Annotated in this window: 20 protein-coding genes; 11 read left to right on the top strand and 9 right to left on the bottom strand. The window is 61.1% G+C overall.

Annotated features, from left to right (window positions below; genetic code table 11):
• The 3 genes from FFS45_RS35040 to FFS45_RS35030 all read right to left on the bottom strand — a co-directional run.
• Nucleotides 1-476: ABC transporter permease subunit (locus FFS45_RS35040; RefSeq protein ID WP_137959210.1), on the bottom strand; the 476-nt coding region annotated here is incomplete at its 3' end.
• A gap of 79 nt (nt 477-555) precedes the next feature.
• Complete coding sequence (locus FFS45_RS35035) at nt 556-1,596, bottom strand: ABC transporter substrate-binding protein (RefSeq protein ID WP_137959209.1); 1,041 nt, start codon at nt 1,594-1,596, stop codon at nt 556-558.
• 46 nt (nt 1,597-1,642) lie between these two features.
• Nucleotides 1,643-2,782, bottom strand: a complete 1,140-nt coding sequence (locus FFS45_RS35030; protein ID WP_137959208.1) for a mandelate racemase/muconate lactonizing enzyme family protein — start codon at nt 2,780-2,782, stop codon at nt 1,643-1,645.
• 205 nt (nt 2,783-2,987) lie between these two features.
• On the opposite strand from FFS45_RS35030, the gene FFS45_RS35025 reads away from it, so the two are divergent.
• The 3 genes from FFS45_RS35025 (at nt 2,988) to FFS45_RS35015 (ending at nt 8,016) form a co-directional block, all read left to right on the top strand.
• A complete protein-coding gene (locus FFS45_RS35025) occupies nt 2,988-4,418 on the top strand; it encodes a PLP-dependent aminotransferase family protein (RefSeq protein WP_137959207.1) in 1,431 nt (476 codons plus the stop codon).
• 133 nt (nt 4,419-4,551) lie between these two features.
• Nucleotides 4,552-5,793 (top strand): MFS transporter, encoded by a 1,242-nt coding sequence (locus tag FFS45_RS35020; RefSeq protein ID WP_137959206.1) that lies wholly within the window; start codon nt 4,552-4,554, stop codon nt 5,791-5,793.
• Nucleotides 5,794-6,639: 846 nt separating this feature from the next.
• Nucleotides 6,640-8,016 carry an amino acid permease gene (locus FFS45_RS35015; protein WP_137959205.1) on the top strand — a complete coding sequence of 459 codons (1,377 nt, stop codon included), beginning with the start codon at nt 6,640-6,642 and terminating at the stop codon, nt 8,014-8,016.
• Between the two features lie 40 nt (nt 8,017-8,056).
• On the opposite strand, the gene FFS45_RS35010 is transcribed toward FFS45_RS35015, so the two are convergent.
• Nucleotides 8,057-8,773, bottom strand: a complete 717-nt coding sequence (locus FFS45_RS35010; protein WP_137959204.1) for a DUF4410 domain-containing protein — start codon at nt 8,771-8,773, stop codon at nt 8,057-8,059.
• 103 nt (nt 8,774-8,876) lie between these two features.
• Between FFS45_RS35010 and FFS45_RS41965 the strand changes: the two genes are divergently transcribed.
• Entirely contained in the window at nt 8,877-9,401 is a 525-nt protein-coding gene (locus FFS45_RS41965) for an AraC family transcriptional regulator (protein ID WP_171029837.1), read from the top strand.
• Nucleotides 9,402-9,666: 265 nt separating this feature from the next.
• On the opposite strand, the gene FFS45_RS35005 is transcribed toward FFS45_RS41965, so the two are convergent.
• Complete coding sequence (locus FFS45_RS35005; protein ID WP_137959215.1) at nt 9,667-10,611, bottom strand: GlxA family transcriptional regulator; 945 nt, start codon at nt 10,609-10,611, stop codon at nt 9,667-9,669.
• A 264-nt stretch (nt 10,612-10,875) separates the two neighbouring features.
• Here FFS45_RS35005 and FFS45_RS35000 point away from each other — a divergent pair, with 264 nt between their 5' ends.
• The 3 genes from FFS45_RS35000 (at nt 10,876) to FFS45_RS34990 (ending at nt 14,162) form a co-directional block, all read left to right on the top strand.
• Nucleotides 10,876-11,619, top strand: coding sequence for an SDR family NAD(P)-dependent oxidoreductase (locus tag FFS45_RS35000; protein WP_137959203.1), 744 nt, complete (start codon nt 10,876-10,878; stop codon nt 11,617-11,619).
• A gap of 50 nt (nt 11,620-11,669) precedes the next feature.
• Entirely contained in the window at nt 11,670-12,713 is a 1,044-nt protein-coding gene (locus FFS45_RS34995) for an alpha/beta hydrolase (protein ID WP_283204784.1), read from the top strand.
• 120 nt (nt 12,714-12,833) lie between these two features.
• Nucleotides 12,834-14,162, top strand: coding sequence for an epoxide hydrolase family protein (locus FFS45_RS34990; RefSeq protein ID WP_249363047.1), 1,329 nt, complete (start codon nt 12,834-12,836; stop codon nt 14,160-14,162).
• 293 nt (nt 14,163-14,455) lie between these two features.
• Here FFS45_RS34990 and FFS45_RS34985 read toward each other — a convergent pair whose 3' ends face one another.
• The 3 genes from FFS45_RS34985 to FFS45_RS34975 form a co-directional block, all read right to left on the bottom strand.
• The gene (locus tag FFS45_RS34985) at nt 14,456-15,868 is read right to left on the bottom strand and encodes an IS1182 family transposase (protein WP_137959202.1); all 1,413 of its coding nucleotides are present in this window, start codon (nt 15,866-15,868) and stop codon (nt 14,456-14,458) included.
• A gap of 495 nt (nt 15,869-16,363) precedes the next feature.
• The gene (locus tag FFS45_RS34980; RefSeq protein ID WP_137959201.1) at nt 16,364-16,903 is read right to left on the bottom strand and encodes an ureidoglycolate lyase; all 540 of its coding nucleotides are present in this window, start codon (nt 16,901-16,903) and stop codon (nt 16,364-16,366) included.
• Between the two features lie 30 nt (nt 16,904-16,933).
• Nucleotides 16,934-17,878: a LysR family transcriptional regulator gene (locus FFS45_RS34975; protein ID WP_137959200.1), complete on the bottom strand. Its 945-nt coding sequence runs from the start codon at nt 17,876-17,878 to the stop codon at nt 16,934-16,936.
• A 198-nt stretch (nt 17,879-18,076) separates the two neighbouring features.
• Here FFS45_RS34975 and FFS45_RS34970 point away from each other — a divergent pair, with 198 nt between their 5' ends.
• The 3 genes from FFS45_RS34970 to FFS45_RS34960 all read left to right on the top strand — a co-directional run bounded on the left by FFS45_RS34970 (nt 18,077) and on the right by FFS45_RS34960 (nt 21,397).
• Nucleotides 18,077-18,760: a DUF2848 domain-containing protein gene (locus tag FFS45_RS34970; RefSeq protein ID WP_137959199.1), complete on the top strand. Its 684-nt coding sequence runs from the start codon at nt 18,077-18,079 to the stop codon at nt 18,758-18,760.
• Nucleotides 18,761-18,765: 5 nt separating this feature from the next.
• The gene (locus FFS45_RS34965) at nt 18,766-20,121 is read left to right on the top strand and encodes an amidase (protein ID WP_137959198.1); all 1,356 of its coding nucleotides are present in this window, start codon (nt 18,766-18,768) and stop codon (nt 20,119-20,121) included.
• Between the two features lie 163 nt (nt 20,122-20,284).
• A complete protein-coding gene (locus FFS45_RS34960; RefSeq protein WP_249363050.1) occupies nt 20,285-21,397 on the top strand; it encodes a branched-chain amino acid ABC transporter substrate-binding protein in 1,113 nt (370 codons plus the stop codon).
• A gap of 465 nt (nt 21,398-21,862) precedes the next feature.
• Here the strand turns inward: FFS45_RS34960 and FFS45_RS34955 are convergent, their stop codons facing one another.
• Nucleotides 21,863-22,810, bottom strand: coding sequence for a LysR family transcriptional regulator (locus FFS45_RS34955; protein ID WP_137959196.1), 948 nt, complete (start codon nt 22,808-22,810; stop codon nt 21,863-21,865).
• A 330-nt stretch (nt 22,811-23,140) separates the two neighbouring features.
• Here FFS45_RS34955 and FFS45_RS34950 point away from each other — a divergent pair, with 330 nt between their 5' ends.
• On the top strand, nt 23,141-24,577 hold the full coding sequence (locus tag FFS45_RS34950) for an NAD-dependent succinate-semialdehyde dehydrogenase (RefSeq protein ID WP_137959195.1): 1,437 nt from the start codon (nt 23,141-23,143) through the stop codon (nt 24,575-24,577).
• Nucleotide 24,578 lies beyond the last annotated feature (1 nt).

Raw genomic sequence — 24,578 nt, 5'->3', positions numbered from 1 at the left:
ATCGCCGGCACCTTGCCGAGGCCAAACAGCATCAGCACCGGGATCAGGTACACGAAGCTCGGCAGCGTCTGCATGATGTCGAGCACCGGCAGCAGGATGCGCCGCAGCCATGCACTGCGCGAGGTGAAGATGCCAAGCGGTACGCCCAGCACCACCGACAGCACGGTGGCCACCAGCATCAGCGCGAGCGTCTCCATGAGCTTGTCCCACAGGCCGAAGCAGCCGATCGCGTAGAGCAGCAGCACGAAGAGGGCGGCGATGGGCAGGCGCCGCGTCGCATTCCAGGTGATCGCGCCCACTGCGAGCAGGATCAGCCACGCGGGTGTGGCCCGCAGCGCGCCTTCGAGCGGTACCAGCAGATAACGCAGCAGCAGGATGCTGAAGTTGTGGAAGCTGTCACCGTGCGCGGTGACGAACGACTGGACGACGTCGTTCACCCAGTCGGCAATCGACAGATGCAGGAAAAACGAATGCATGATCAAACCTCCGATGCACATAAACGGAAGGCGCATCGCGCCTTCCGTTCAGCACAAAGCGTCGTGACTTCGCCGCGGATCAGGCACCCGTGAGCGAGGCCTGAACCTTCTGTGCAACGTCGTTGGAGACCCACGGCTTCCACATTTCCGGGTGGTCGTGGAGGAACTGCCTGGCCATCGTCGAACCGTCGATCTTCTTGCTGGTCATCTGCAGGATGGTCTGGTTCAGGAAGTCCATCGAGAAGCTGACCTTGCCAAAAGCCGCCATCATCTCCGGCTCGGCCTGATAGAACGGCGTCGACACGCCGACCTTCAGATGCGACACCAGATACGACGAGGCGCATTGCGAGGTGCTGTTGTCGGCGCGCAGCGTCTCCCAGCATTTTTGATTGAACGGCGGCATCTTCAGTTGCACGAACTTGTACTTTGCCATCAACGCAGCCGGTTCCCAGTAGTAGAACAGAATCGGCTTGCCGCGCTGATAGGCGGACGAGATCGCTGCGTCGAGCGCCGCACCGGTGCCGGGGCGGAAGTTCGTGTAGCTGTCGTCCAGGTTGAGCACCTTCAGAAGACGCGTGTTGACGCGCTCGCAGTCCCAGCCGGCCGGGCAGTTCAGGAAGCGGCCCTTGCCCGGTTCTTCGTCATCCTCAAAGAGATCCTTGTACTTGGGCAGATCCGCGACCGAAGTCAGGTTCGGCGCAACCGGCTTGATGCCGCGCGCCGGGTCGCCCTTGATGACGTATTCCGGCACATACCAGCCTTCGTTGGTGCCGCCCGGCAGGGTGTCGCCGATCAGCTTGACCTGGCCGTCCGCGACGCCCTTGGCGATGATCTCCGAGCGGCCGGTCCACTGCTCGCCCCATACCTGCAGATCGTTGCGCGCCAGTGCCGTTTCAGTGGCGGCGGTGCTGCCGGGCACGGTGTCGGTCTTGCAGCCATAGCCTTTCTCGGCGATGTAGCGCAGCACTTCGGTGGTGAACGAACCGCTTTCCCACGTGACGCCGGCAAAGCGCACCGGCTTGCCGCTCGAGCACCAGGTGCCGGCGTGCGCGGCAGCCGGGAAGAGGGCGCTTGCGGCGAGCGTGAGGCACGCAGCGCGCATCCAGGATTTCATCTGCATTGTCTGTCTCCGTTTATTGGCTTTAGTGAGTGCCTCGGCAGGGGCGTCAGGCGTAGGTACTGCGAGAACTTTGGGTGGCGGCGAGCACGGCTTCATCGAGCGTCAGACCGAGGCCAGGCTCATCGGACAGCGTTAGCCAGCCTTCGTTGTCGACGTCGATCGGCTGCGTCAGCATGAAGTCGCGCCGCTCGATTGACCATTCGGGCGGGTCATAGGGGAACTCGATGAAGGGCGCCGACGCGGCGCCGGCCGTCAGATGCAGATTGGCGGCGAGGCCGATGCCGTTACCCCACGTGTGCGGGGTGAAAACCTTGCTGCGCGCTTCCACCGCCTGCGCGAGCTTGCGTAGCCCTTCCATGCCGAGCGAACAGGCGACGTCGGGTTGAAACACGTCGAGGCAGTCGCGTGCAAGCAACTGATCGAACTCGTAACGCTCTCGCGTCATCTCGCCGCCGGCGATGCGCAGCGTCGTGCTGCGGCGCAACGCGGCGTAGCCGTCGTAGTCGCCGCGATGCAACGGCTCTTCCATCCAGTAGACATTCTGCTTTTCCAGTTCGCGGGCGACTTCGAGCGCCTCGCTGACCGTCCACGGTGCGGCCGTGTCCCACGGCATGCGCCAGCCCTGGTTGCAGTCCACCATCAGTTCGAGCCGGTTGCCCACGGCGGCGCGCACAGCGGCAAGCGCCTCGAAATCGTCGGCGAGGCTGGGGCGGCCAAAGCGGATCTTCAGTGCCGGGAAGCCGCGTGCGGCGACCTGCAGCGCCATTTTTGCCATCTCTTCGGGATGGCGGTGCACGCCACTCGACGCGTAAGCGCGAATCCGGTTACTGCGGCCGCCCATCATTTTCCAGCACGGTTCGCCGCGAATCTTGCCGGCCAGGTCCCATAGCGCGATATCGAGCGGCCACGGGCGGCCGGCGTGAAAGCCGATGTTGTCGAGCACGGCGCTATGACGCGCGAGGTCAAGCGGGTCAGTGCCGACAAACAGGTGCTGGTAGTCCGCAAAGCCATACATCACGTCGCCGGAGCCGATGCCCACGTGCCCCGCGTCGTCGTGGACGCGCACGATCGTGGCGGGAAATTTGCGGCGCGGCTGGCTATCCCAGGAGGCTGGGAACGGTGGATCGAGCTCAAGCTGGTGATGCGTGATGTCGATCCGGCTGATACGAGGTGTCTCACGGCTCATAGGGCGCTCCTGGGTGGATGCCGCAGTGCCGCATCGAGGCGGCACGATTGAATTCGGAATGACGTCATGCTATGGAGCCCGAACAAGCAACTCAATCGCTTCAATTAAAGTAAATGACTGCATGCAATGTCGTGAGATTGAATGCGTATCATGTTAATGACACCCATGGCATATAGGCCAGCAAGAAGAAGGAGACCGTCGCACTATGGCGATGAACGCGTGGCTGCCCAGGATCGACGCGGGCAGCGATCCGAAATATCAGGTGATTGCGCGCGCTTTCGCGCAGGCAATCCTTAACGGCCAACTGCCGGCCGGCGAAAAGCTGCCGCCGCACCGCTCGCTCGCCAGCGAACTGCACGTGACCACCGGCACGATCAGCCGCGCCTATGCCGAACTGGAGCGTCAGGGGCTCGCGAATGCCCGTGTCGGCGACGGCACCTATGTGGCCCAGGCGCGCGCTCGCGAGATGTCTTCGGGCACAAGCGCGCATGGTGGCCTGCGCCCCGGGATGCCACCGGCGCCGGCGCTGATCGATCTCGGCCAGAACGTGCCTCAATCGACCGGCGAGGCGGCCGCGCTGTGCGCCACGCTGCACGAAATCGCCAGCGACGAACGGCTTGCCGCCGAACTGCTGCAATACGCGCCGGAGGCCGGCTCGATGCGGCATCGGCTGGCCGGCGCGGCCTGGCTCGGTCGAGCCGGCAGTCCGGCAAGCGCCTCGCGCGTGCTGGTGACGCAAGGGGCGCAGCACGCGCTGGCGTCGGTGCTGCGCGCGGTCGCGCGGCCGGGCGACACCGTGCTGGCCGAGGTTGTGAGCTATCCGGGGATCATTGCATTGGCGCGGCAACTGCGGCTGCATCTGGTCGGCGTCGAGATCGATGCCGAGGGGTTGGTGCCCGCGGCGCTCGATCTGGCCTGCAAGTCGCTGCACCCGCGCGCTATCTTCTGCGTGCCCACGATCCACAATCCGACCACCGCAACCATGTCCTCTGAGCGGCGTGATGCCGTGGCCGCGATCCTGCAACGGCACGGCGTGCTGCTGATCGAAGACCTCGTACCGGCCATGCTGCTGGATACGCCGCCCGAGCCGCTCGCCACACGTTTGCCGGACCAGTCGTTTCTGATTGCGGGTTTGTCGAAATCGGTCGCCCCGGGGCTGCGGGTCGGTTATCTGCAAGCACCGCCCGCTTGGTGTTCGAAGATTGCGGCGGTGATTCGCAGCGATTGCTGGATGACGGCGCCCTTGATGGCCGAGGTGGTGTCGCGCTGGATCGAGAACGGCGAAATGGAGAGTCTGAACGGCTTGCAGCGCGCGCATATCGAAACGCAGCATCAGGTGGCGAGCGAGGTGCTCAAGGGCGTGACCTACCGGCATGCAGCAACCAGTTCGCACCTGTGGTTGCCGCTGCCCGAACCTTGGCGTGCGGCGGAATTTGCGGCGGCATTGCGTCAGGAGGGCGTGCTCGTCAAGACGGCGGACAGCTTCGTGATTGGCCGCAACGCCGCCCCGCATGCGATCCGCGTGTGCATGACTGGCGCGCCGTCGTGCGAAGCGCTGACGCGCGGGCTGTCGATTATCCGCACGACGCTCGATCATGGGCTGGAGAGCGGCATGGCTTCGTCATACGCGCCTTGAGCGTCTGCCGCCTGCGATTGGGTTGTCCGGCGATTTCGATGTTCATTCAGCCACACCAATAACAGAGCAAGAAGCGGAGCGTACCGCCTGTCCGAAACGGCGACGATGACCTTACATTTCAAGGAGGTTATCGATGCGCCTGTCAATCCCACATTCCGCCGTGAGACTGCCGGCCGCGTTTCAGCGGCTCGGGTGGTCGAACCTCGTTGCACAATCCGCCGAACAGATCAGCCTTGCGGCGGCGCCGCTCGTCGCCGTGTTCACGCTCGGTGCGAGCGCGCATGACACCGGCTTGCTGCAGACGGCACAGACCCTGCCGTTTTTGCTGCTGTCGATTCCGTTCGGTGTCTGGGCCGACCGCCGCTCGCGTCGAACCTTGATGGCACTTGCAGAAGGCATGCGCGTGCTTGCGATGCTGGGCGTGTTGCTGCTGATCGTGACGCACGGCTTGACCTTGCCATGGCTTGCCGCCCTCGGCTGTCTCGGCGCAACGGGTACGGTCGCGTATAACGTGGCGGCGCCGTCGCTGGTGCCATCGCTTGTGCCGCGCGAGTCGTTCGCGGTGGCTAATGGGCGGCTCGAACTGGCGCGCAGCGCGGCGTATTCAGCGGGGCCGGCGCTGGGCGGCATGCTGGTGGGCTGGACCGGCGCGGGCTGGGCGTATGGTTGTGCGGCAGGCTTGTCGGCATTGGCCGTCGCGTTGCTGGCCGGCTTGCGCGAACCACCGCGCGTGCAGACAGGCCAGCGGCATTTCCTGCGTGAACTGCGCGACGGCGCGCGCTTTGTGCTCCGAGATGCGTTGCTGCGTCCGATGATCGCCACCGCGGTGTTTTTCAATCTTGGCTTTTTTATGCTGCAGGCGGTGTATGTGCCATATGCGGTGCACCGGCTTGGGCTGACGGCGTCGGCGGTGGGCGTGACGTTGGGTGCATATGGTGTTGGCATGGTGTGCGGTGCGCTGGCGGCGCCTTCGATTGCGGAGCGGCTCAGGTTCGGGCGTGTGTTGACGATTGGTCCGTTCTGCGGGCTGCTCGCTTCGGTGGTGATGGTGGCAACTTTGATTGTGCCGTCATTCTGGTTGGCAATGCTAAGTTTCTTTCTGCTGGGTGCGGGGCCGATTCTTTGGGTGGTGGGGTCGACTACCTTGCGGCAGGCTATTACGCCTGGTGGGATGATGGGGCGTGTCTCGGCAATCAATGGAACCGCGACTTATGGCGCGCGGCCGCTTGGCGCGCTGCTGGGTGCGGCGATTAGTGGGCATTGGGGGGTGGAGGTTTGTCTCATGGCTGCCGCCGGGGCGTTTCTTGTGCAGGCTGGGATTATTGTTGGGTCGGAGGCTGCGCGGCTTCAGATAGTGCCGGAAGGGGGGAGTTAGTGGTTTTTTTGCCCGCGCGGCGCTTTGGGTTTTTTGCCTGCGGCGCCTCGGTGTTTGGTTGGTGTTCTTACGGTGTTGGCCTTTCCTTGTTTTGTTATCGGTCTATTCGCGTTGCCCCTGTGCGGGGCGGCACTTACTTTCTTTGCCGCCGCAAAGAAAGTAAGCAAAGAAAGCGGGCTGCAACCGCCAGCTTGTAGTGAGCCATCCCGGTCCGCTACCGGGAACGGCCCAAGACGAGACCCTCCCTCGCGTTTTCCCCGTTAGTGACACAGCAGTCATTCATCCCGCTTCCGCACTTCGTGCGTCACCGGTCGGGTCCACCAGGGTGGTGCGTGCGCCCTCCCACCACGGTTGTGCCCTTCGGCGGGGCGCGAAGCGCGACGCTGGAACGGATGAGTGCTTTGTCACTAAGGTGGGTGGCGCGAGGGCGGGTCTCGTCTCGGACCACTTCGTGTTCCCACAAGTGATGGACACCTAAAGGCTAGCGGTTGGAAGCCCGCTTTCTTTGCTTACTTTCTTTGCGGCGGCAAAGAAAGTAAGTGCAGCCCCGCACAGGGGCAACGCTAATAGACCAGAAGCAAAACAAGGAAAGGCCAACACCGTAAGAACACCAACCAAACATCAAGGCGCCGCAGGCAAAAAGCGCACCTCGTTCAATCATGACTCGATGACCAACGCCATGCCGCCGGCGCTGAGTGCAAAAACGGCGCGCCCATTGAGCCAAATCCTGCGCCACGGGTTCATCCCAGTATATGGGTCATCTCCGGCAAGCTAGAATGTTCGGCTTTGCCGGCTCAACCCATCAGTTTTCCCGGCGCATTGACATCCATACACTGGGGCGCAATTTTGAATAGTCCACAGCAGCAAGACGGCCTGAAGCGCGGGCTCAAGAATCGTCACATCCAGCTCATTGCGCTGGGCGGGGCGATCGGCACCGGCTTGTTCCTCGGGTCGGCGAGCGTGTTGCAGGCGGCGGGTCCGTCGATGATTCTCGGCTACGCGATCGGCGGCATCATCGCGTTCATGATCATGCGGCAACTCGGTGAGATGGTCGCGCAAGAACCGGTGGCGGGTTCGTTTAGCCACTTCGCCTACAAGTACTGGGGCGATTTCCCAGGCTTCCTGTCGGGCTGGAATTACTGGGTTCTCTATGTGCTGGTCAGCATGGCCGAGTTGACGGCCGTCGGTACCTACGTGCATTTCTGGTGGCCCAGCGTTCCCGCCTGGGTGTCGGCGCTGGTGTGCTTTGTGGGCATCAACGCGATCAACCTGGCCAACGTGAAGGCCTATGGCGAGACCGAGTTCTGGTTCGCGATCGTCAAGGTGGTGGCGGTGATCGGCATGATTCTGTTCGGTGGCTATCTGCTGATCAGCGGTCACGGCGGCCCGCAGGCGTCGATCAGGAACCTCTGGGCCGACGGCGGTTTCTTCCCGCACGGTTTCCACGGTCTCTTCATGATGCTGGCGGTGATCATGTTTTCGTTCGGCGGCCTGGAATTGATCGGCATTACGGCGGCCGAGGCCGACGAGCCGCGCAAGAGCATCCCCAAAGCAGTGAATCAGGTGATCTACCGGATTCTGCTTTTCTACATTCTCTCGCTGGTGGTGCTGCTTTCGCTGTATCCGTGGAATCAGGTGGCGGCAGGCGGCAGTCCGTTCGTGATGATCTTCTCGCAGATCGGCTCGACTCTGACGGCGAACGTTCTCAATGTCGTGGTGCTGACGGCCGCACTGTCCGTGTACAACAGCGGCGTGTATGCGAATAGCCGCATGCTGTACGGTCTTGCGGAGCAGGGCAACGCGCCGCGCGCGCTGATGAAGGTGGACCGCCGTGGCGTGCCGTATCTGGCGATTGGCTTGTCGGCGCTGGCTACATTTGCCTGCGTGATCATCAACTATCTGATTCCGGCGGAAGCGCTCGGCGTGCTGATGGCGCTGGTAGTGGCCGCGCTCGTGTTGAACTGGGCGCTGATCAGTCTCACGCATCTGAAGTCGCGCAAGGCTATGGTGCAGGCAGGCGAGACGCTGGTGTTCAAATCGTTCTGGTTCCCGCTCAGCAACTGGATCTGCCTTGCTTTCATGGCGATGATCCTGGTGATTCTGGCGATGACGCCGGGCTTGTCGGTTTCCGTCTGGCTGGTGCCGGTCTGGTTGCTGGCGATGTGGGTGGGGTACAGGGTGAAGCTGCGGCGAGCCGCCGGGATTGTGCCCGTCGCTCGCTAACAGACTTCGATCAACCGTTTCCCGTCGATTCTTCCGCTGGCTAGCGTTGGATAGGCACCGCGTCGGGAGAGGACGTTGTCCGGGACGCGTCGACTGTTGCCGCGTTGCCGGTCGAGTACTGCCAATGCTGGGATTTGAAGTATTTGCCCAGTTCGTTGTCAATGTGCTCGACGCTGTCGTTCACTTCCAGCCCGAGGCCCTGCCTCATTGCGCCTGGTACGCTCAGCGCTGCGCCACCTGCCGCGAGAGCCTGTCCTGACGCAAGACCAAATCCTGCGCCGGGCATCTTGCCCGTCGTGCTTTCAGTGTCAAAGGTCACCAGGGGCTGAGTCGTCCCGGTCGAGCCAAGTAGCGTGACTTTTGTGCGCAGTTCCGCACGGCCGGCGCCGTAGCCGATCAGAACCCGCAACCACTCGTTGCCTCCGCGCACATCAAGAACGCTGCAACGGAGCGTCAAGTCCGGATGGGCATCCGTCGATACGACTACGAGGCCTCGCCCGGCGAGCACCTTCCCCAGGTGGTCCGTCAGGGTTGTGACGACGAGTTTCGCATCCTCCAGTTGTGCGGCGCGACGAGAGACCTTACTGGGCGGCGGGCTGTTGTTCTCGACGACGATCGCTATCGTATGAGGCGAGAAACCTGCCGTGGTGTTAGAGGTGGATTGCACGTCCTTTACCTTCGTGCCGGCGCATGCAACCAACGTGAGCGCAGCGGCGGCAAGCATCAGCCGTAAGAGGTAGGCGGAGATCGGTTTCATCGTGGTAACAGGACGCCTGTGGACGCGAAATTTACCGGATTATCCTTTTTCCATGCGTTCGACGCGACGCATGATTGCCTATCAATGAATGATTTCAGGCCAAATGAGTATTCCGGTTCTGATCGACTCGCTTTCGCCTCCGGAGATTGGCCTTCTGGCCGTGCTGCTCGACGAGATCGCAGACGCTCGGGGTGCGCCTATCGTATTGCCGACGCCGAATGATCCCGCGTTACGTAGCGTCGCGCAGCGATGGCTACGCCAGCCGGACGATGAAGCCGGACTCGAGGTGCTTGCTGCTGCAGCTGGATTGTCGCGGCGCGGCTTGTCGCGCAACTTCAAGGCGGAAACGGGTCTGTCCGTGGGGCGCTGGCGCCCGCTCGCACGATTGATTCACGGAATAGAGTTGCTGGTGCCAGGGCCGGAATGGAAAAATTCCTGCTATCGCTTTGCTGGCGCGGGGTTGAGGAATTATGCCGGTACGGATACCACCAAAAATACCACCGGACGCGGGTGCTTGCCAGAAAGAGCGAGCGAAGGCCTATCGGCGAACTGGGCATACTGCAGTCGGCCGAGTTCGACCACAACGACCTTTCGATCCAGCGCAAGGGCTATGGTCGGTTGCAGATAGAGCGGCCATTCGCGCGGTCCCCCGCTTGCAAGCTGTCGGCCATTGCTGCCGTTAGAGCGGCGGCCACTGTGAGGCAGCTGATACGCGCTTTGCCGCCGTTCGCGCTGTAGTAACCTCGAATGTCAGGCGCCGATGCGAGTGGATGAGTACTCGCGACCCTTATCGGTCCGTCGGACTCGCGGAACGTCAATGGCTAGTTATGGGAGTAAAGCAGTCGCTTACGCGTTCGAAACGACGGGCCGCGCAAACACCATGCTAGATCCAGTCACGACGTCACCGCACGGGCATTGCGACGGAATGATTGGGGTGGTTGCCCGAACACGCGGATAAACGCCTCGCGCATTCTCCGAAGATCAGCAAAGCCACTCGCTGCCGCGATCTGATCGATTGTGTGCCGGCTATCCTCGAGCATCAGGCGGGCTGTTTCGAGCCGCAAACGCTCAACGGCCTTTGCTGGTGTTTGCCCCGTCTCCTCGCGAAACGCGCGGCTAAACTGTCGTGGGCTCAGCCGGGCAACCTCCGCAAGACTTTCGATCGAAAGCGGCTCTGTGAGGTTCTGCTTCGCATAGGTCAGCACCGCCTGAATCCGATCGGATTTCGGCTCAAGTTCGAGCAGCGCCGAGTGCTGCGACTGCCCACCTGTCCGCCAATGATAAACAACGAGATTTCGGGCGACCGCCCGCGCCACTTTGGCACCAAGATCGTTTTCTACGAGTGCGAGCGCGAGATCGATTCCCGCGGTCATCCCTGCAGAGGTCCAGATCGGTCCATCCGCGATGAAAATCCGGTCGTCGTCTACCGTGACGGAGGGGAACCGCGTCCGTAGATCGTGGGCGTAGTACCAATGGGTCGTCGCACGACGGCCGTTGAGCAAACCAGCCTCGGCAAGCACGAACGCACCCGTACAGATGGAAGCGGTACGCCGTGCCGTTTCGGCACTGCGTCGCACATAGTCCAATACTGCCAGCGGCGGCCCGACATCAGCTGGATTGCTGCCCGGAAAGATAACCGTGTCGAATACACGATCGTCGATTGCCTCAGTCAATACGGTCAGACCGCTCGAAGCGCGTACGCAACCGCCGCTTACCGAGACATTGAACATTTCGTAAAAAGGCTCGCCGAGTTCCACGTTTGTGAACTCGAACACTGATTGCGCAGCGAGAGCCATCGAGTAGAAGCCGTCAAATACTACGAACGCAATTGTCGGCATGGCAGCCTCCGGAATCGGGCGCGTCCAGAAAACGTAGTTTATACGTCCTTTCAGCCATGAGCAGTTGACCGTATAAATATCGGTGAAGGGCACGCATCGGAGTTACATGCTGCGCCACTCGCATCTGGTCTTACAACGACGAGCGCGGGCGGCCGTCACCCGGCGTGGAACCGCGCCCCGGCTTGTGTTGGGGGCAACTTCAATACCTTTGATGATGGGCGCGCAAGCAGGTTGCCCATTAGAACGATTTCCTCAGAGCAATCCATGAAGACAACTGGCAATACGATTTTCATCACTGGCGGCGGTTCCGGCATCGGGCGTGGCCTCGCTGAAGCTTTCCATCGACTAGGCAATCAGGTCATCATCGCCGGACGGCGCCGTGCCTCTCTCGACGAGACCATCGCGGCAAGCCCCGGAATGGAGGCGATTGAACTCGATATCACCGACCCTCAGAGCATCGCTTGGGTCGCGGACGACCTCGTCGCCCGATGGCCGTCGCTAAATGTGCTGATCAACAACGCAGGCATTATGCAGATCGACGATCTTGCCGGACCCGTCGATGAAACACTGCTGGTGTCGACTCTCAGCACAAATCTGATGGGTCCTATCCGGATGACCGGCGCACTCATCGAACACCTGAAGCATAAGGACGAGGCGACCATTATTAACGTCTCGTCAGTGCTCGCATTCGTGCCGATGGCAATGGCGGGCGTCTATTCATCGACAAAGGCAGCGATCCATTCGTATTCACAGTCGCTGCGGTACAAGCTGAAAGATACGTCGGTGCGCGTTGTCGAAGTTGCTCCACCCTGGGTTCAAACCGACCTCTTGAACAGCAAGAACGAACCACGCGCGATGCCGCTCGACCCTTATATCGAGCAGACGATGCGCGAGCTTGGCACCGACGCGATCGAGGCTCTCGTCGAAATCGCCCGCCCTATGCGAAGCAATGTCGGTCCAGATGAGGCGGCCTTCGTCACCCAGTTCAACGACAAGTTCGCGGCCTGACGCGCACGCGCTCACCTGGCAATGTGTGTGGGGAGCGGAGGAGACCAATTGTGTCAAACAAAATCGACAGTCGACGTCGCCGGATTCTCGGCTCAGCGGCCGTCAGCATCGGAGCAATGAGCGCGGGATTGAGCCGTTGGGCGCAGGCGCAGTCCGCAGGCGTAGGCGCTAGCAAAAGCAATGTGACCAGCGACACATCGTTTGCTGCGATCCGGCAGATTGACGCTGGCGTTCTGAATGTGGGATATGCGGAACTTGGCGCGATTAATGGCCCCGCCGTGGTTTTACTTCACGGCTGGCCATATGACATTCACAGCTTTGCCGAGGTTGCTCCTCGACTCGCATCGGCGGGCTACCGGGTCATCGTTCCGTATTTGCGCGGCTATGGCTCGACGCGCTTCCAATCGCCGGAAACGCCCAGAAACGGCCAGCAGTCAGTGCTTGCGGTCGACGTCATCGCGCTAATGGATGCGCTTAACATTCGGACGGCGATACTCGCTGGCTTCGACTGGGGCGCACGCACGGCCTGCGTCGTGGCTACACTCTGGCCGGATCGTTGCAAGGCGCTAGTGTCGGTGAGCGGGTACCTGATCGGCAGTCAGACAGGCAACAAGGCGCCCTTGCCACCAAAGGCAGAACTCGCATGGTGGTATCAGTTCTACTTCGCCACGGAGCGCGGCGCACAAGGCTATTCGGAGAACCGGCGCGATTTCGCAAAACTGATCTGGCAATCTGCGTCGCCGAAGTGGAGCTTCGACGATACGACCTTCGAGCGATCTGCGAGTGCGCTCCAGAACCCTGACCACGCGGCGATCGTGATAGACAACTATCGTTGGCGCCTGGGCCTTTCGAAAGGGGAGCCGCAGTTCGATGCGCTGGAAAAGCATCTGGTGGAGGCTCCCGTCATTTCGGTGCCAACGATCACTCTCGAAGGTGACGCAAACGGAGCGCCGCATCCAGAGCCTGCTGCCTATTCCAAAAAGTTCGTTGGCACGTACAGACACCGCGACGTCACAGGGGGAATCGGTCACAACTTGCCGCAGGAAGCCCCGGTTGCGTTTGCGGATGCAGTCATTGAGGTAGCCAGCTACTAGGGAAGACAGCGCAGCGATCTCGACGGCATTTTATTTAATTTTCATTTTCATTAGGATTGCATATTCATGTTTTCCATAACATCAACACGGCGACATTCCTATGGCTCGCTGAGAACACGAGTGATCGACCTCTTTCTGCTCGCCGCGACCGTGGCTTCGCCATATGCTTTCGCTGCCGATAGTCCATCCGTCTCCGCGACGATCGACGAATCGACGGCCCGCACCGCGCAAGTTGCAGGCACGCAGCATGTCCGCGCCGACGAGAGCATCCGTCCCTTCCGAGTCCACGTGCCGCAGGCACAACTTGATGATCTGCGTCGACGTATTGCAGCTACGCGTTGGCCCGACAAGGAAACCGTCAGCGACGATTCTCAAGGCATCCAGTCGTCGCAAGTACAGGAACTCGTTCGATATTGGGGATCCCAATACGACTGGCGCAAAGCCGAGGCGCAGCTCAATGCGCTTCCGCAGTTTGTTACGACGATCGATGGAGTGGACATCCAGTTCATCCACGTTCGCTCGCGCCACCCGAATGCCTTGCCGGTCATTCTCACGCATGGCTGGCCCGGTTCGATCTTCGAGTTCATCAAGACGATTGGTCCGCTGACCGACCCGACTGCCTACGGCGGCCGCGCAGAAGACGCATTCGATGTTGTCATTCCATCGATCCCCGGCTACGGATTCTCCAGCAAGCCGAAGGATCTGGGCTGGGGTCCGGACAGGACAGCGCGCGCATGGGACGTCCTGATGAAGCGGCTCGGTTACACGCATTACGTGTCCCAGGGCGGCGATCACGGCTCGGTTATTTCCGACGCGCTTGCGCATCAGGCACCGGCGGGCCTGCTGGCCATCCATCTCAATATGCCTGCCACCGTGCCGGGCGATCTCATGAAATCCATCCTTGCCGGTGATCCAGCACCTGCAAACTTGTCGGTTCCCGAGCGCACCGCTTACCAGTCGTTGAGTTCCTTCTTCGGCCGCAATGCCGCCTACGGTGCGATGATGGTCACGCGTCCACAGACCATCGGTTATTCGCTGTCGGACTCTCCGGCTGGCCTGGCCGCGTGGACTTACGAAAAGATTGCGGAGTGGAGCGACAGTAACGGTGCTCCTGAGCGCGTGCTTACCAGGGACGCCATCCTGAATGACATCACCCTCTATTGGCTCACGGATACGGGGGCGTCATCTTCGCGCTTCTATTGGGAGAACAACAACAACAATTTCAGCGCCGATGCGCAGAAAACGCGTGGAATCAAGGTACCTGTGGCCATCAGCGTGTTCCCCCACGAGATTTACCGTGCGCCGGAAAGCTGGAGCAAACAGGCGTATCCGTCCCTGTACTACTACCACGAGGTTGACAAGGGTGGCCATTTCGCGGCCTGGGAGCAGCCGCAACGCTTTGCCGAGGAGCTCCGTGCAGCGTTCAGGTCAGTTCGGCAGCCCCTTTGAGAAGATTGTGTCCCACCCGGCATCGCAGCCGGGTGGAGTCGTGGACAGTCAAAGGGACTATCGGGTCCACTGCAATAATGCGTTGCACTTACTCGTATAGCGAGTGGCCGTTTGCTGTTGCGCAATGACATTGGTACGACCGGGCGATACAGGGACCGAATGGCAGCTCCTGGCCGATTCTGTTGAAAAAGTCTTGTTTTCGCGGTGCCGAAGAATTTTCATCTGATCGTTTTTTTTGCCCGTGAATGTTGACGAACAAACCAGTTCGAACGGAGCGGCCGCTCCGTCGCCCTCTATCCAGTGGCGATCTTGCTTCCGGCGCATCCCGGCGTGAGCCACTTTGCCATTCGCCGCAGATTTTGTGCGGTTGCCGCCAAGAGGAACTCATCATGCGCACCCGTTGGCCCACGTAGTCGCAAACGATCGAGTTTCAGGATGCGCTTGAGGTGGGCGAAGAGCATTTCCACCTTCTTCCGCTCACGGCGAGATTGTTTGTATTCAGGCGTCGTTGCAATGCGTCTGGCCACATCGCGCGCGTCTTCATGGATGCTGCGAGCGATCTTGCGCATTGGCGTGTTCGGACAGCAGCGCTTCTTCACCGGGCAGTCCTTACAGTCAGGTTGGCTTGCACGGTAGACGATCGTGTCAGCCTTCGTGATGTGGGTACGCGGATTTACAAACTCACGTCGATCACTGCGTAGCGCGTGTCCAGTAGGGCAACGATATTCGTTTGCAGTCTCATGCCACTCGAACTCGCTGATGGAGAATGTACCGTCCTTGCGTGGCGCTTTGCTCAAGACCGGAACATGAGGTGCGATCTCCCGGCCGACCATCCAGCCGAGCATCGCTGCAGTGCCATAGGCCGTATCGCCCACAAGGCGGTGGGGTTTGAGATCATGACGCCGTTCGATCCGATCGATCATCGTCCTTGTAGATTCGACCTCGTGCAAACGGTTCGCTGGGGTCGCTTCGACGTCCACGATAATCCCTGCTAGCAGATCAATCAGATAGTTGGTCGAGTAGGCGAAGAACGCGGGGCCGCCAGGCGCAGCTGTCCACCGTGCAGTGGGATCGGTCAGCGATATCTTCTTCGGGGGCGTTGGCGTCTCAGTGGGTTCGTGCGTCTCTGTGCCGGCTGGATTCGCTTCCTCCAGTGCCTTTAGATATTCTCGGACTGCACGGCTCTGGCCCTTGGCGTCACCCCAGTCAATGGATTCTGTACCGGGAACACCGCGTGCAGGACTCGCGTCGGCCTTGATGATGCTTGCATCAATCGCGAATCCTTCACCTGCCACGAGTCCTTCCGACATGCAGCGACCCAGCACCGTCTCGAATACATGGCGCAGCACATCACTATCGAGGAACCGGCCGTGACGGTTCTTGGAGAATGTCGAGTGTTCGGGTACGGCGTCGTCAAGACCCAGACGGCAGAACCATCGATATGCGAGGTTCAGATGGACCTCCTCGCATAGCCTGCGCTCGGAGCGAATACCGAAGCAGTAGCCCACGATCAGCATGCGAATCATGAGTTCCGGATCGATCGATGGCCGACCGATCGGGCTGTAGAAGGGAGCGAGATGCTGACGCAGATCACGCAGATCGAGGAAATGGTCGATGCCTCTAAGCAGGTGTTCGCGAGGGATGTGATTGTCGAGATTGAATGAGTAGAAGAGTTTGTCCTGTCCGCTGCCCAGTTGACCCATCATCTCGAGGCCCTCCCGTCGACCGATATCTTCCAGGATAGCCAACAATTCACATACCGGCCGACTTTTTCAACAGAATCGGCCATGAGCCGCCGTTCATATATGTGGTCGGTGGACCGTTCAGGTGTCGGTTCCACCCCGTAAAGCGGTCGTCCAATTGTCGCCAGCGAACGCTCCTTCATCGGCCGCCGAGGAACCCATGCCGGCCGCTGACAACTTTAGGGACCAACGACCGCGAAAGCCGAACTGTACCCGACGGTCATCGTGCGCATCTCCGATGCGCTCCAATCATCCGGGTGACAGCTTCGCAGCATGGGCACGCGGCAACAACACGCCCACTGCGCACGAAAAGCGGCGTGACAGAGATCGGCCGCACGAATGCACGCGCTGACGATCTTGCGCATACGGTAGTGCGCTGCCTGCCAGTTGCGAACGCGTCCGAGCAAGCATCTCGCGATGCGCGTGCACTTCCTGTTAGCTGTGTCGACGCGAAGTATTTCAGGCGAGAGGCGCGAGTCTTTGAGGCTCAATGGACCGGATCACGGTCTCACACGCTGGCGCTCCCGTTTTAAGATGAACGACCAGATCGTAGGTGGTAGAAGGTCGCGTCAGCATGAGGCAGGTCGCCTCGCCTTCGCGAACGCGTGTTGAGTGCCAGATATTCGGCCTCATGCATAGACCCATCCCAACGGGAATAGCGAATGCTCGCAGCGTGTTCAGGTCCGGCTCCCCTTCTTCGGTAGAGGTCGCGACAATATGAATGACAAGTGCCGTCAGCGGTACGATAGCCTGTTGCGTCAACCGATGAACTTCGAGTGATGCAACACTTTCATCGCAATTCCGGTAGATGACCCAGAGGATTTCTGTTTCGCCGGGCGCACCGGTGTCAAATAGATGCTCGCGCCAGAAATCCGACGCGGGGCTGATAAATGCGGGAGCATCGCCGTCGGCGCGCGCCGGCTTGCCTAGCATCCAGCCATAGGGTTCGCAACGGGCCGCGTCGAGCGGTTCGATTGAAACGGAGCGGACAGTCAGCATGTCGTGATAATTGTGGTGATGTTCAGCCGTTCACGGGCGCGAATCAGGTTCGTCCGTGGGCGGAAAAAGAGCGAACTCAGGCCCATACTTCAGGCTGAATTCGAGCACGACGTTCAGCGCAAGTCGCGTGATGGATTCGGCGAGCAAGCTGTCGGGCGTGCGCCGATACGCTGCAACGAGTGGCAGCTCGGGCACGCGATGTGTGACCTGCAGCAATTGCAGCTTCCCCGCTTCAAGCTCGCTCATGACGAATGCAGGTGGCAGCACCGCAACGCCGAAACCATCGACGACGAGCCGGATGATCGCAGCCACCGACGACAGACAATTGATCTGCACCTGTGCGTCGCCGCTTGCGGCGAACAGGCCGGTCAGAAATTCATGCGGCGGTGAATGGCGAGCGAAACTGATCACGGGATAAGCGGCCAGTTCTGCCTCCGTCAATGCCTGTGCCGACAGGTTGAGCGCTGGACTGGCCATCCAGCGCATCGGCAGGCTGCCCAGCGGCGCGTTCGTCATATCGGCGCCTGCGATACTCGTCGTCTGAAACGAGACGTCGATATGACCGTTGATCAACTGCGCCGACAGGTTGGACGAAGTATCGCTGGTCAGTTCGATCACGAGGTTCGGATACTCGTCGCGAATGCGCTTGAGCAGATCCGGCAGCCACGTGTGAACGATCGATTCGATGGCGCCTAGCCGCAACAACCCCGATACCTTCGAGCGGTCGCCGACGCTCGCGATCATCGCCTGATTCAGTTTCAGCATCTGTTCAGCGAACGGTAACGCCTTCGTACCGTCTTGCGTGAGCGTCGCTTCCTTCGGGCCTCGCTCAAAGAGCCGCACGCCCAGTTCCTGCTCGAGAGCGGAGATGCGACTGGAAATGGCTGCCTGTGTTGCGTGAAGCCGCTCAGCAGTCAGCCGAAAGCTGCGCAGCCGGGCCAGCCAGACAAAGGTTTCGAGGAATCGTAGATTCATTGTTGACCCTGGCGGGGCAAGCAGGAATGGCCCAGTGTAGCGCCGTGTCTTGTCTGGCGTGACAAGAAAATTTTCCGGGTCGCGACAACTTTAATTTGTTGGACGTGGGCGCGCGCTGCGTCAAAACTTCGCAACGAATGCCGATGAAGCGGCACGGCCGGAATCGGTAAGGCGATTGACAAAAGAAAGGACGTTGCGATGAAAAAGGTGACATGTGAAATCGAAGGCGGCACGCACGTCGAAGTGACGGCGAGCCGGTTGGTGATTGCGGGCTGGGCTGGCAGGGATAGCGCCGAGGTCGAGCACCATATCCGGGAACTGGAAGCGATCGGGGTACGTAGGCCATCGGCCGTGCCGCTGTTCTATGAAGTCTCGTCTGGGTTGCTGACGACATCGACGAGCATCGAGGTGATCGGCGGGCATTCGTCGGGCGAAGTCGAAGCGGTATTGATCCAGACTGAGGCAGACGGGCTGCTGGTCGGCATCGGATCTGACCACACGGACCGCAAGGTCGAAAGCTACGATGTCACCGTGTCAAAGCAGATGTGCGCGAAACCGCTCGGCCGCATGCTCTGGCGGTATTCGGAAGTGGCCGCGCACTGGGATGCGCTCGTCGCGCGCAGCTGGCGCATTGACGAAGCAGGCGAGCGCATTCGCTATCAGGAAGGTACACTCGCGCGGCTGTTGCCCCCGGAACCGCTAATCAGGCTAGCGTTCGGGGCGACCTCGATGGTTCCCGAAACCGTGCTGTTCTGCGGGACCCAGCCGGTGCTCGGGCCGTTGACGCCGGCGCACGCCTACGAGCTTGAATTGCACGATCCTGTGCTCGACCGCAGCCTGAGGCATCGCTATTCGGTCGATCCGCTTGCACATACGGAGTGACGGCGATGCGCACCATTCGTCACACAAGTATGGCGCTTGCCACGCGAACGGTATCGGCCGCCGAACTGCTTGACGCGAGTCTCACCGCCATCGATGCCGATCAGGTGCGCGGTGGCGCGACCTACACGCACGTCGACCGCGAAGCGGCGCGCGAAGCCGCGTCGGCAAGCGACGCGTTCCGCGATCGTGGCTATGTGCCTTCGGAGCTGGCCGGCGTTCCCGTTTCCGTGAAAGACCTCTTCGACGTGAAAGGCCAGGTAACTACGGCTGGGTCGCGGATCTTGTGCGGCGAGCCACCCGCCGTACGGGACGCTGCGGCCGTTGCGCGTCTTCGCCAGGCGGGCGCGGTGTTCGTCGGCCGTACCAACATGAGCGAGTTTGCGTTTTCCGGACTCGGACTCAATCCGCACTACGGTACTCCCGTCAATCCATATCACGCGAGCCGGGTCGCCGGCGGTTCGAGTTCTGGCGCAGCAACTTCTGTCGCGTTCGGGCATGTCGCAGCCGCACTAGGCACCGACACGGGTGGCTCAGTGCGGATTCCTGCTGCATTCTGCGGGCTCGTCGGTTTCAAGCCGACCGCAAGGCGTGTGCCCTGCGATGGGGCCGTGCCGTTGTCCACGTCGTTCGATTCGATTGGGCCCATCGCACGCAGCGTTGATTGTTGCGCGTTCATCGATAGTGTGGTCTCTGCGCAGACGCTCGATACAACGGCGAGCCCGCTGACGGGGCTGCGCTTCGGCGTCACCTCTGATTACGTCGCGGATGATCTGGATGAAACCGTGAGCACTGCATTCAATCGTACGATCGGCATGTTGAGGCGCGCGGGTGCTTCCGTAGAACGCTTCGTATTTCCGGAGTTGCATGAAGTTGCGGGTCATCTTCCGCTTGCGGGTATTACGGCGGCGCAAGCGTGGGCATGGCATCGAGAACACGTCGCGCGCGACGCCGAAGCATATGACTCGCGTGTGTTGAAGCGTTTGCGGATCGGTGAGGGGCGCAGCGCTGCCGACTACATCGACCTGCTTGCAGCGCGCGAGCGATTCATGCGAGAGGCGCAAACGCGATTGGCGATGTTCGACGCGTGGCTGATGCCGACGGTTGCGATAGTGCCGCCGGAAATTGCAGACGTCGAGCGTGACGACGATGCTTTTTTTGCGGTGAATGCGAAGGTGTTGCGCAACTCGAGCGTCGTGAACTTCATGGATGGCTGCGCGCTCACACTTCCTTGCCACAACGCAGACGAACTGCCCGTCGGCCTCTCGATCTGCGGGCTCGCACTTGCTGACGCGTCGATTCTGGCGATAGGCCGCAGCGTCGAGGTATTGCTGCATACGAGCCTGAACGCGCCGGCGGCATAAGGTTTGTTTATCGGCAGCAAAAAGAATTTGTCGTTGGACGCGCAATTACGGCGACCGAATACTGGTTCTCAGGCGCTCCGCTTCACCGACCGCGCCGTTCGTCCGAAACATTAACAGAGTGAGACAGCCCGTGAAATCGACCTATCGTTCAATTGCCGGCGCAATCGCGCTGATTGCCCTGCACGCACCGGCGCATGCCGCCGATGCAACACCCGCTGTCGTGCTGATTGGCCACGCAGCACCGCTTACGGGACAACTCGCCAACATGGGCAAGGACAGCGAAAATGCGGCGCGCCTTGCGATAGATGAAATCAACAGCCAGCATCCAGTGATCGGCGGCAAGCCCGTGCAGTTCAAGCTCGACTCGCAGGATGACGCAGCCGACCCTCGCACCGGTACGCAGGTCGCGCAGAAGCTCGTCGATGACGGCGTGGTGGCGGTGGTGGGCGACATCAATTCGGGTGTGTCGATTCCGGCATCGCGCATCTATAGCGAAGCACAGGTCGTACAGATATCGCAAGGCTCGACGAACCCCGCCTACACGCAGCAAGGGTACAAAACGACGTTTCGTGTCGTCGCCACCGACGCCTTGCAAGGCCCGGCACTGGCCCGTTATGCGCTCGGCTCGCTGCACGCGAAGCGAATCGCGGTGATTGACGATTCGACAGCCTATGGCCAAGGCTTGGCCGACGAGTTTTCCAAGGCCGCCGCGGCGAATGGCGCGACCATCGTGACCCGCGAGGCGACCAACGACAAGGCGACCGACTTCCGGGCGATTCTCACTAAAATCAAGGGCTTGAAACCTGACGTGATCATGTACGGCGGCTCCGACGCCACGGCGGGACCGCTTGTCAAGCAGGCGGCAAATCTGGGTATCACGGCGAACGTGCTAGGCGGCGACGGCGCGTGCACCGACAAGATGGTGAGCCTGGCAGGGGACGCAATCGGCAATCTCGTGTGTTCCGAGGCCGGACTTGCGTTGTCGAAGATGCCGAAGGGGCAGGACTTTGACCGGCGCTATACGGCGCGCTACAAGGTGCCGATCGACGCGTATGCGCCGTTCGCCTACGACGCGGTCTATGTGATCTACGACGCGATGAAACGGGCGAATTCGACCGATCGCACGAAGGTGCTCACCGCGATGCCGGTAACCCAGTATGACGGCGTGATCGGGAAAATTGCATTCGACTCGCACGGCGACCTGAAAGATGCCGCTATCACCATCTATCAGTTCAAGGACAAGAAAAAGACGGTGATGGACGTGATTCGAATGTGAGATGAATGGCCTTGTGTCAGGCGTCATCCACTGCGAGAAGAGAAAGGCGACGGACGGAACGCACCTGAACAAGCTTGCCGACCCGCCGCCGAAACCAGGTCTAAAGGTTGCACTCCGTCATCGACGAACATCAATAACTAATACGCCGAAGGGCCGACCGCATGGGATCAGGTATCGTGAATGGCTGCTTCGGGTGGCCGAAGCGCCCATTCACTGTGTTCAGATTGAACGGCAGAGAAGGGTCGACTCCGGCAGTTTGGCGGCTGTTGGACTGAATGTACCTGCCCCGAGCTGCTGAGTCGTGCCAGTTCACCGTAATTACATCCAGACACTATCCTGCCGGAAGCGGTCCATCAATGAATCGCAGCCAAGTTCCGCAATCTGTCTGGCAGCGGACCTGGCACGACGTCCGTCGATCAGCACGTCGAGAGATTCAACAGATTTCGCTTCCTACGCAGCTCACCGCTACGTGCTTTCTTTGGCGATGTCTATCCGGAGCTCTATTGCGTACGAGGCCAATTCGCCGCCGACCCGCGTCTTGAGAATATCGACGAAGCTCTTGATCTTCGCGTCGACGAATTGTCGCGACGGGTACATAGCGTAGACGTTGCGCTCGTACGTGTGGAATTGCGGCAGCACGCGCACGAGCGTGCCTTGGCGCAAATCGTCGATAGCGGAAAACGCGGCAAGCAAGCCGATGCCCGCGCCGTCGCGCAATGCGACGACCATCGCTTCCATGTCGTTCACGCTGAAATGCGACCCCGCCGGTCGATATGCGACTGTGCCCGCCGCGCTTTGCAACTGCCATTCGTCGGGCGCGTGGTCGACAGTGCCAAGCTGGATACAGGTGTGATCGGCGAGATCTTCGGGACGCCCAGGCGCGGGATGCTTCGCCAGATACGCCGGTGAAGCGGCCAGAATGCAGTGGCTCGTGCCAATCTTCTGGCTCACGTACGCCGAATCGGGCAGCGCGCGTGCGATCACAACGGCCACGTCCAGTTGCTCTTCGAGCAGGTTCGGCATCCGCTGCGACAGCAGCAGATCGACGGAAACTTCGGGATATGCCTGACGATACGCCAGCACCGCACGCGTTAGCAACTGGCGGCCAAGGCCCGGAACGGCGTGCACACGCAGCGTGCCGCGCGGCTCGAGCAGCGCGTCGCGTGCTTCGGCTTCCGCGTGTTCGAGGTCGGCGAGAATCGACACACTGCGTTCGTAGAAGCGGCGCCCCGCGTCGGTGACGACGAGACGCCGTGTCGAGCGTTGCAGAAGCCGCGCGTTGAGCGTCTCTTCGAGCACCGTCACGGCCCGTGACACGTTGCCGACCGTGGTGTCGAGATGATTGGCGACAGCCGTGAAGCTGCCCATTTCGACCACCTTCGCGAACACGGACATGTTGTAGAGCTTGTCCATACCGTCAATCCTCGCTGATCTTCCATTGTTATTTCGATGAGCGGCACCGAGCCGCGCGGCGTGTGCAGTCCGCATGATGACATGCGCGACGCGCCATTCGCCAGGATGCGGACGTGGCAGCACGACCGTTCGCAAGTCAAACGCGCGGCGCCCCAGAAGGCGCCCGACTTTCCCTCTCCCGGAAAGATTCATTCTTTCCCGCCCCACTAAAAGCGGGCAGCCTCGGCGCATAGACTTCGTTTCGAGATCAGGCAGTCGAACGCATCGGAATAGCACGACAGACCTGAATATTACGTTTATCGAGTCATTTTCAAAGGACAGGCATTCGTCATGAACGCAACCTACGATCCCCTTTATCTGTTCATCGACGGCGAATGGATCGCCGCGAACGAACGCGAAACCGCTGCCGTCATCAACCCGGCCAACGAACGCGAATTGGGCCGCGTGCCGCTCGCGACATTCGCTGATCTCGAACGCGCATTGGCCGCTGCGGCGCGAGCTTTCGACGTGTGGCGTAACACGGTGCCCGCCGAACGCGCCCGCATCCTCAAGCGCGCCGCCGATCTGATGCGCGAACGCGCGCCCCGCATCGCCCAGCTGATGACGCTCGAAGAAGGCAAGCCGCTCATCGAAAGCAGCGACGAGGTGCAGCGCGCCGCCGACTATTTCGAGTGGTTCGCGGAAGAAGCACGCCGCATCGACGGACGCGTCGTGCCGTCAAATCGCCCCGGCGTGCAGCAACTCGTGAAGAAGCAGGCAATCGGTCCCGTCGCCGCCTTCACCCCGTGGAATTTCCCCGCCATCACGCCGGCGCGCAAGCTATCGGCGGCGCTCGCAGCGGGATGCAGCGTCGTCATCAAGCCGGGCGAGGAAAGCCCCGCGACGGCGCTGGCGCTGGCCCGCGCACTCGACGATGCAGGCTTGCCGAAGGGCGTGCTGCAAGTCGTATTCGGCGTACCGGACGAAGTGTCGAAGCACTTGATCGCATCGCCCGTGATCCGCAAGGTGACGTTCACTGGCTCGGTGCCCGTCGGCCGGCTGCTGTCCGCGCGCGCGGCAGAGGGCGTCAAGCCGATCACGCTCGAACTCGGCGGCCACGGCCCCGTGCTGGTGTTCGACGACGCCGATGTTGAGAAAGCCGCTGTCGAAGGCGCAGCCAACCGTTTTCGCGGCACGGGCCAGATCTGCATTTCATCGACGCGCTTTCTGATCCAGCGCGGTGTCTACGACGTGTTCGTCGAACACTTCGTGCGCGCGGCCAATGCGCTGAAGATCGGCGACGGCATGGAGCCCGGCACGCAAGTTGGCCCGCTCGCCAACGCGCGCCAGCTCGCGAAGATGGAAGAACTCGTCGCCGACGCCGTGGCGCGCGGCGCGATGCTGCTCGCAGGCGGCAAGCGCATCGAGCGCGATGGCTTCTTCTTCGAACCAACTGTGCTCGCCGACGTGCCCGCCGATGCCCGCGTGATGCACGAAGAACCGTTCGGCCCAATCGCCGTGCTGATGCGCTTCGACGCGCTCGCAGATGGCCTCGCCGAAGCGAACCGCCTGCCCTACGGCCTGTCCGCGTACGCGTTCACGCAAAGCGCGCGCACCGCGATCGACGTGGCCGACGGACTCGAAGCCGGCATGATCGGCATCAACCAATATCGGATCGTCGCAACGGAACTGCCGTTCGGCGGCATGAAGGAAAGCGGCCACGGCTCGGAAGGCGGCGCGGAAGGCATTGAGTATTACCTTACGCACAAGTTCATCAGCCAGGCATGAA

This window comes from Burkholderia sp. 4M9327F10, assembly GCF_005503145.1.
Lineage (GTDB): Bacteria > Pseudomonadota > Gammaproteobacteria > Burkholderiales > Burkholderiaceae > Paraburkholderia.
The sequence above is the reverse complement of the archived record's forward strand: the minus strand, read 5'-3'. Positions and strand labels throughout refer to the sequence as shown.

Coding starts and splice junctions, on each gene's coding strand:
- FFS45_RS34955 (WP_137959196.1), bottom strand. CDS start 22,810: ATGGACAAGCTCTACAACATGTCCGTGTTCGCGAAGGTGGTCGAAATG.
- FFS45_RS35030 (WP_137959208.1), bottom strand. CDS start 2,782: ATGAGCCGTGAGACACCTCGTATCAGCCGGATCGACATCACGCATCAC.
- FFS45_RS35020 (WP_137959206.1), top strand. CDS start 4,552: ATGCGCCTGTCAATCCCACATTCCGCCGTGAGACTGCCGGCCGCGTTT.
- FFS45_RS35025 (WP_137959207.1), top strand. CDS start 2,988: ATGGCGATGAACGCGTGGCTGCCCAGGATCGACGCGGGCAGCGATCCG.
- FFS45_RS35035 (WP_137959209.1), bottom strand. CDS start 1,596: ATGCAGATGAAATCCTGGATGCGCGCTGCGTGCCTCACGCTCGCCGCA.
- FFS45_RS34985 (WP_137959202.1), bottom strand. CDS start 15,868: ATGATGGGTCAACTGGGCAGCGGACAGGACAAACTCTTCTACTCATTC.
- FFS45_RS34980 (WP_137959201.1), bottom strand. CDS start 16,903: ATGCTGACTGTCCGCTCCGTTTCAATCGAACCGCTCGACGCGGCCCGT.
- FFS45_RS35010 (WP_137959204.1), bottom strand. CDS start 8,773: ATGAAACCGATCTCCGCCTACCTCTTACGGCTGATGCTTGCCGCCGCT.
- FFS45_RS34965 (WP_137959198.1), top strand. CDS start 18,766: ATGCGCACCATTCGTCACACAAGTATGGCGCTTGCCACGCGAACGGTA.
- FFS45_RS41965 (WP_171029837.1), top strand. CDS start 8,877: ATGAGTATTCCGGTTCTGATCGACTCGCTTTCGCCTCCGGAGATTGGC.
- FFS45_RS34975 (WP_137959200.1), bottom strand. CDS start 17,878: ATGAATCTACGATTCCTCGAAACCTTTGTCTGGCTGGCCCGGCTGCGC.
- FFS45_RS35000 (WP_137959203.1), top strand. CDS start 10,876: ATGAAGACAACTGGCAATACGATTTTCATCACTGGCGGCGGTTCCGGC.
- FFS45_RS34950 (WP_137959195.1), top strand. CDS start 23,141: ATGAACGCAACCTACGATCCCCTTTATCTGTTCATCGACGGCGAATGG.
- FFS45_RS34970 (WP_137959199.1), top strand. CDS start 18,077: ATGAAAAAGGTGACATGTGAAATCGAAGGCGGCACGCACGTCGAAGTG.
- FFS45_RS35005 (WP_137959215.1), bottom strand. CDS start 10,611: ATGCCGACAATTGCGTTCGTAGTATTTGACGGCTTCTACTCGATGGCT.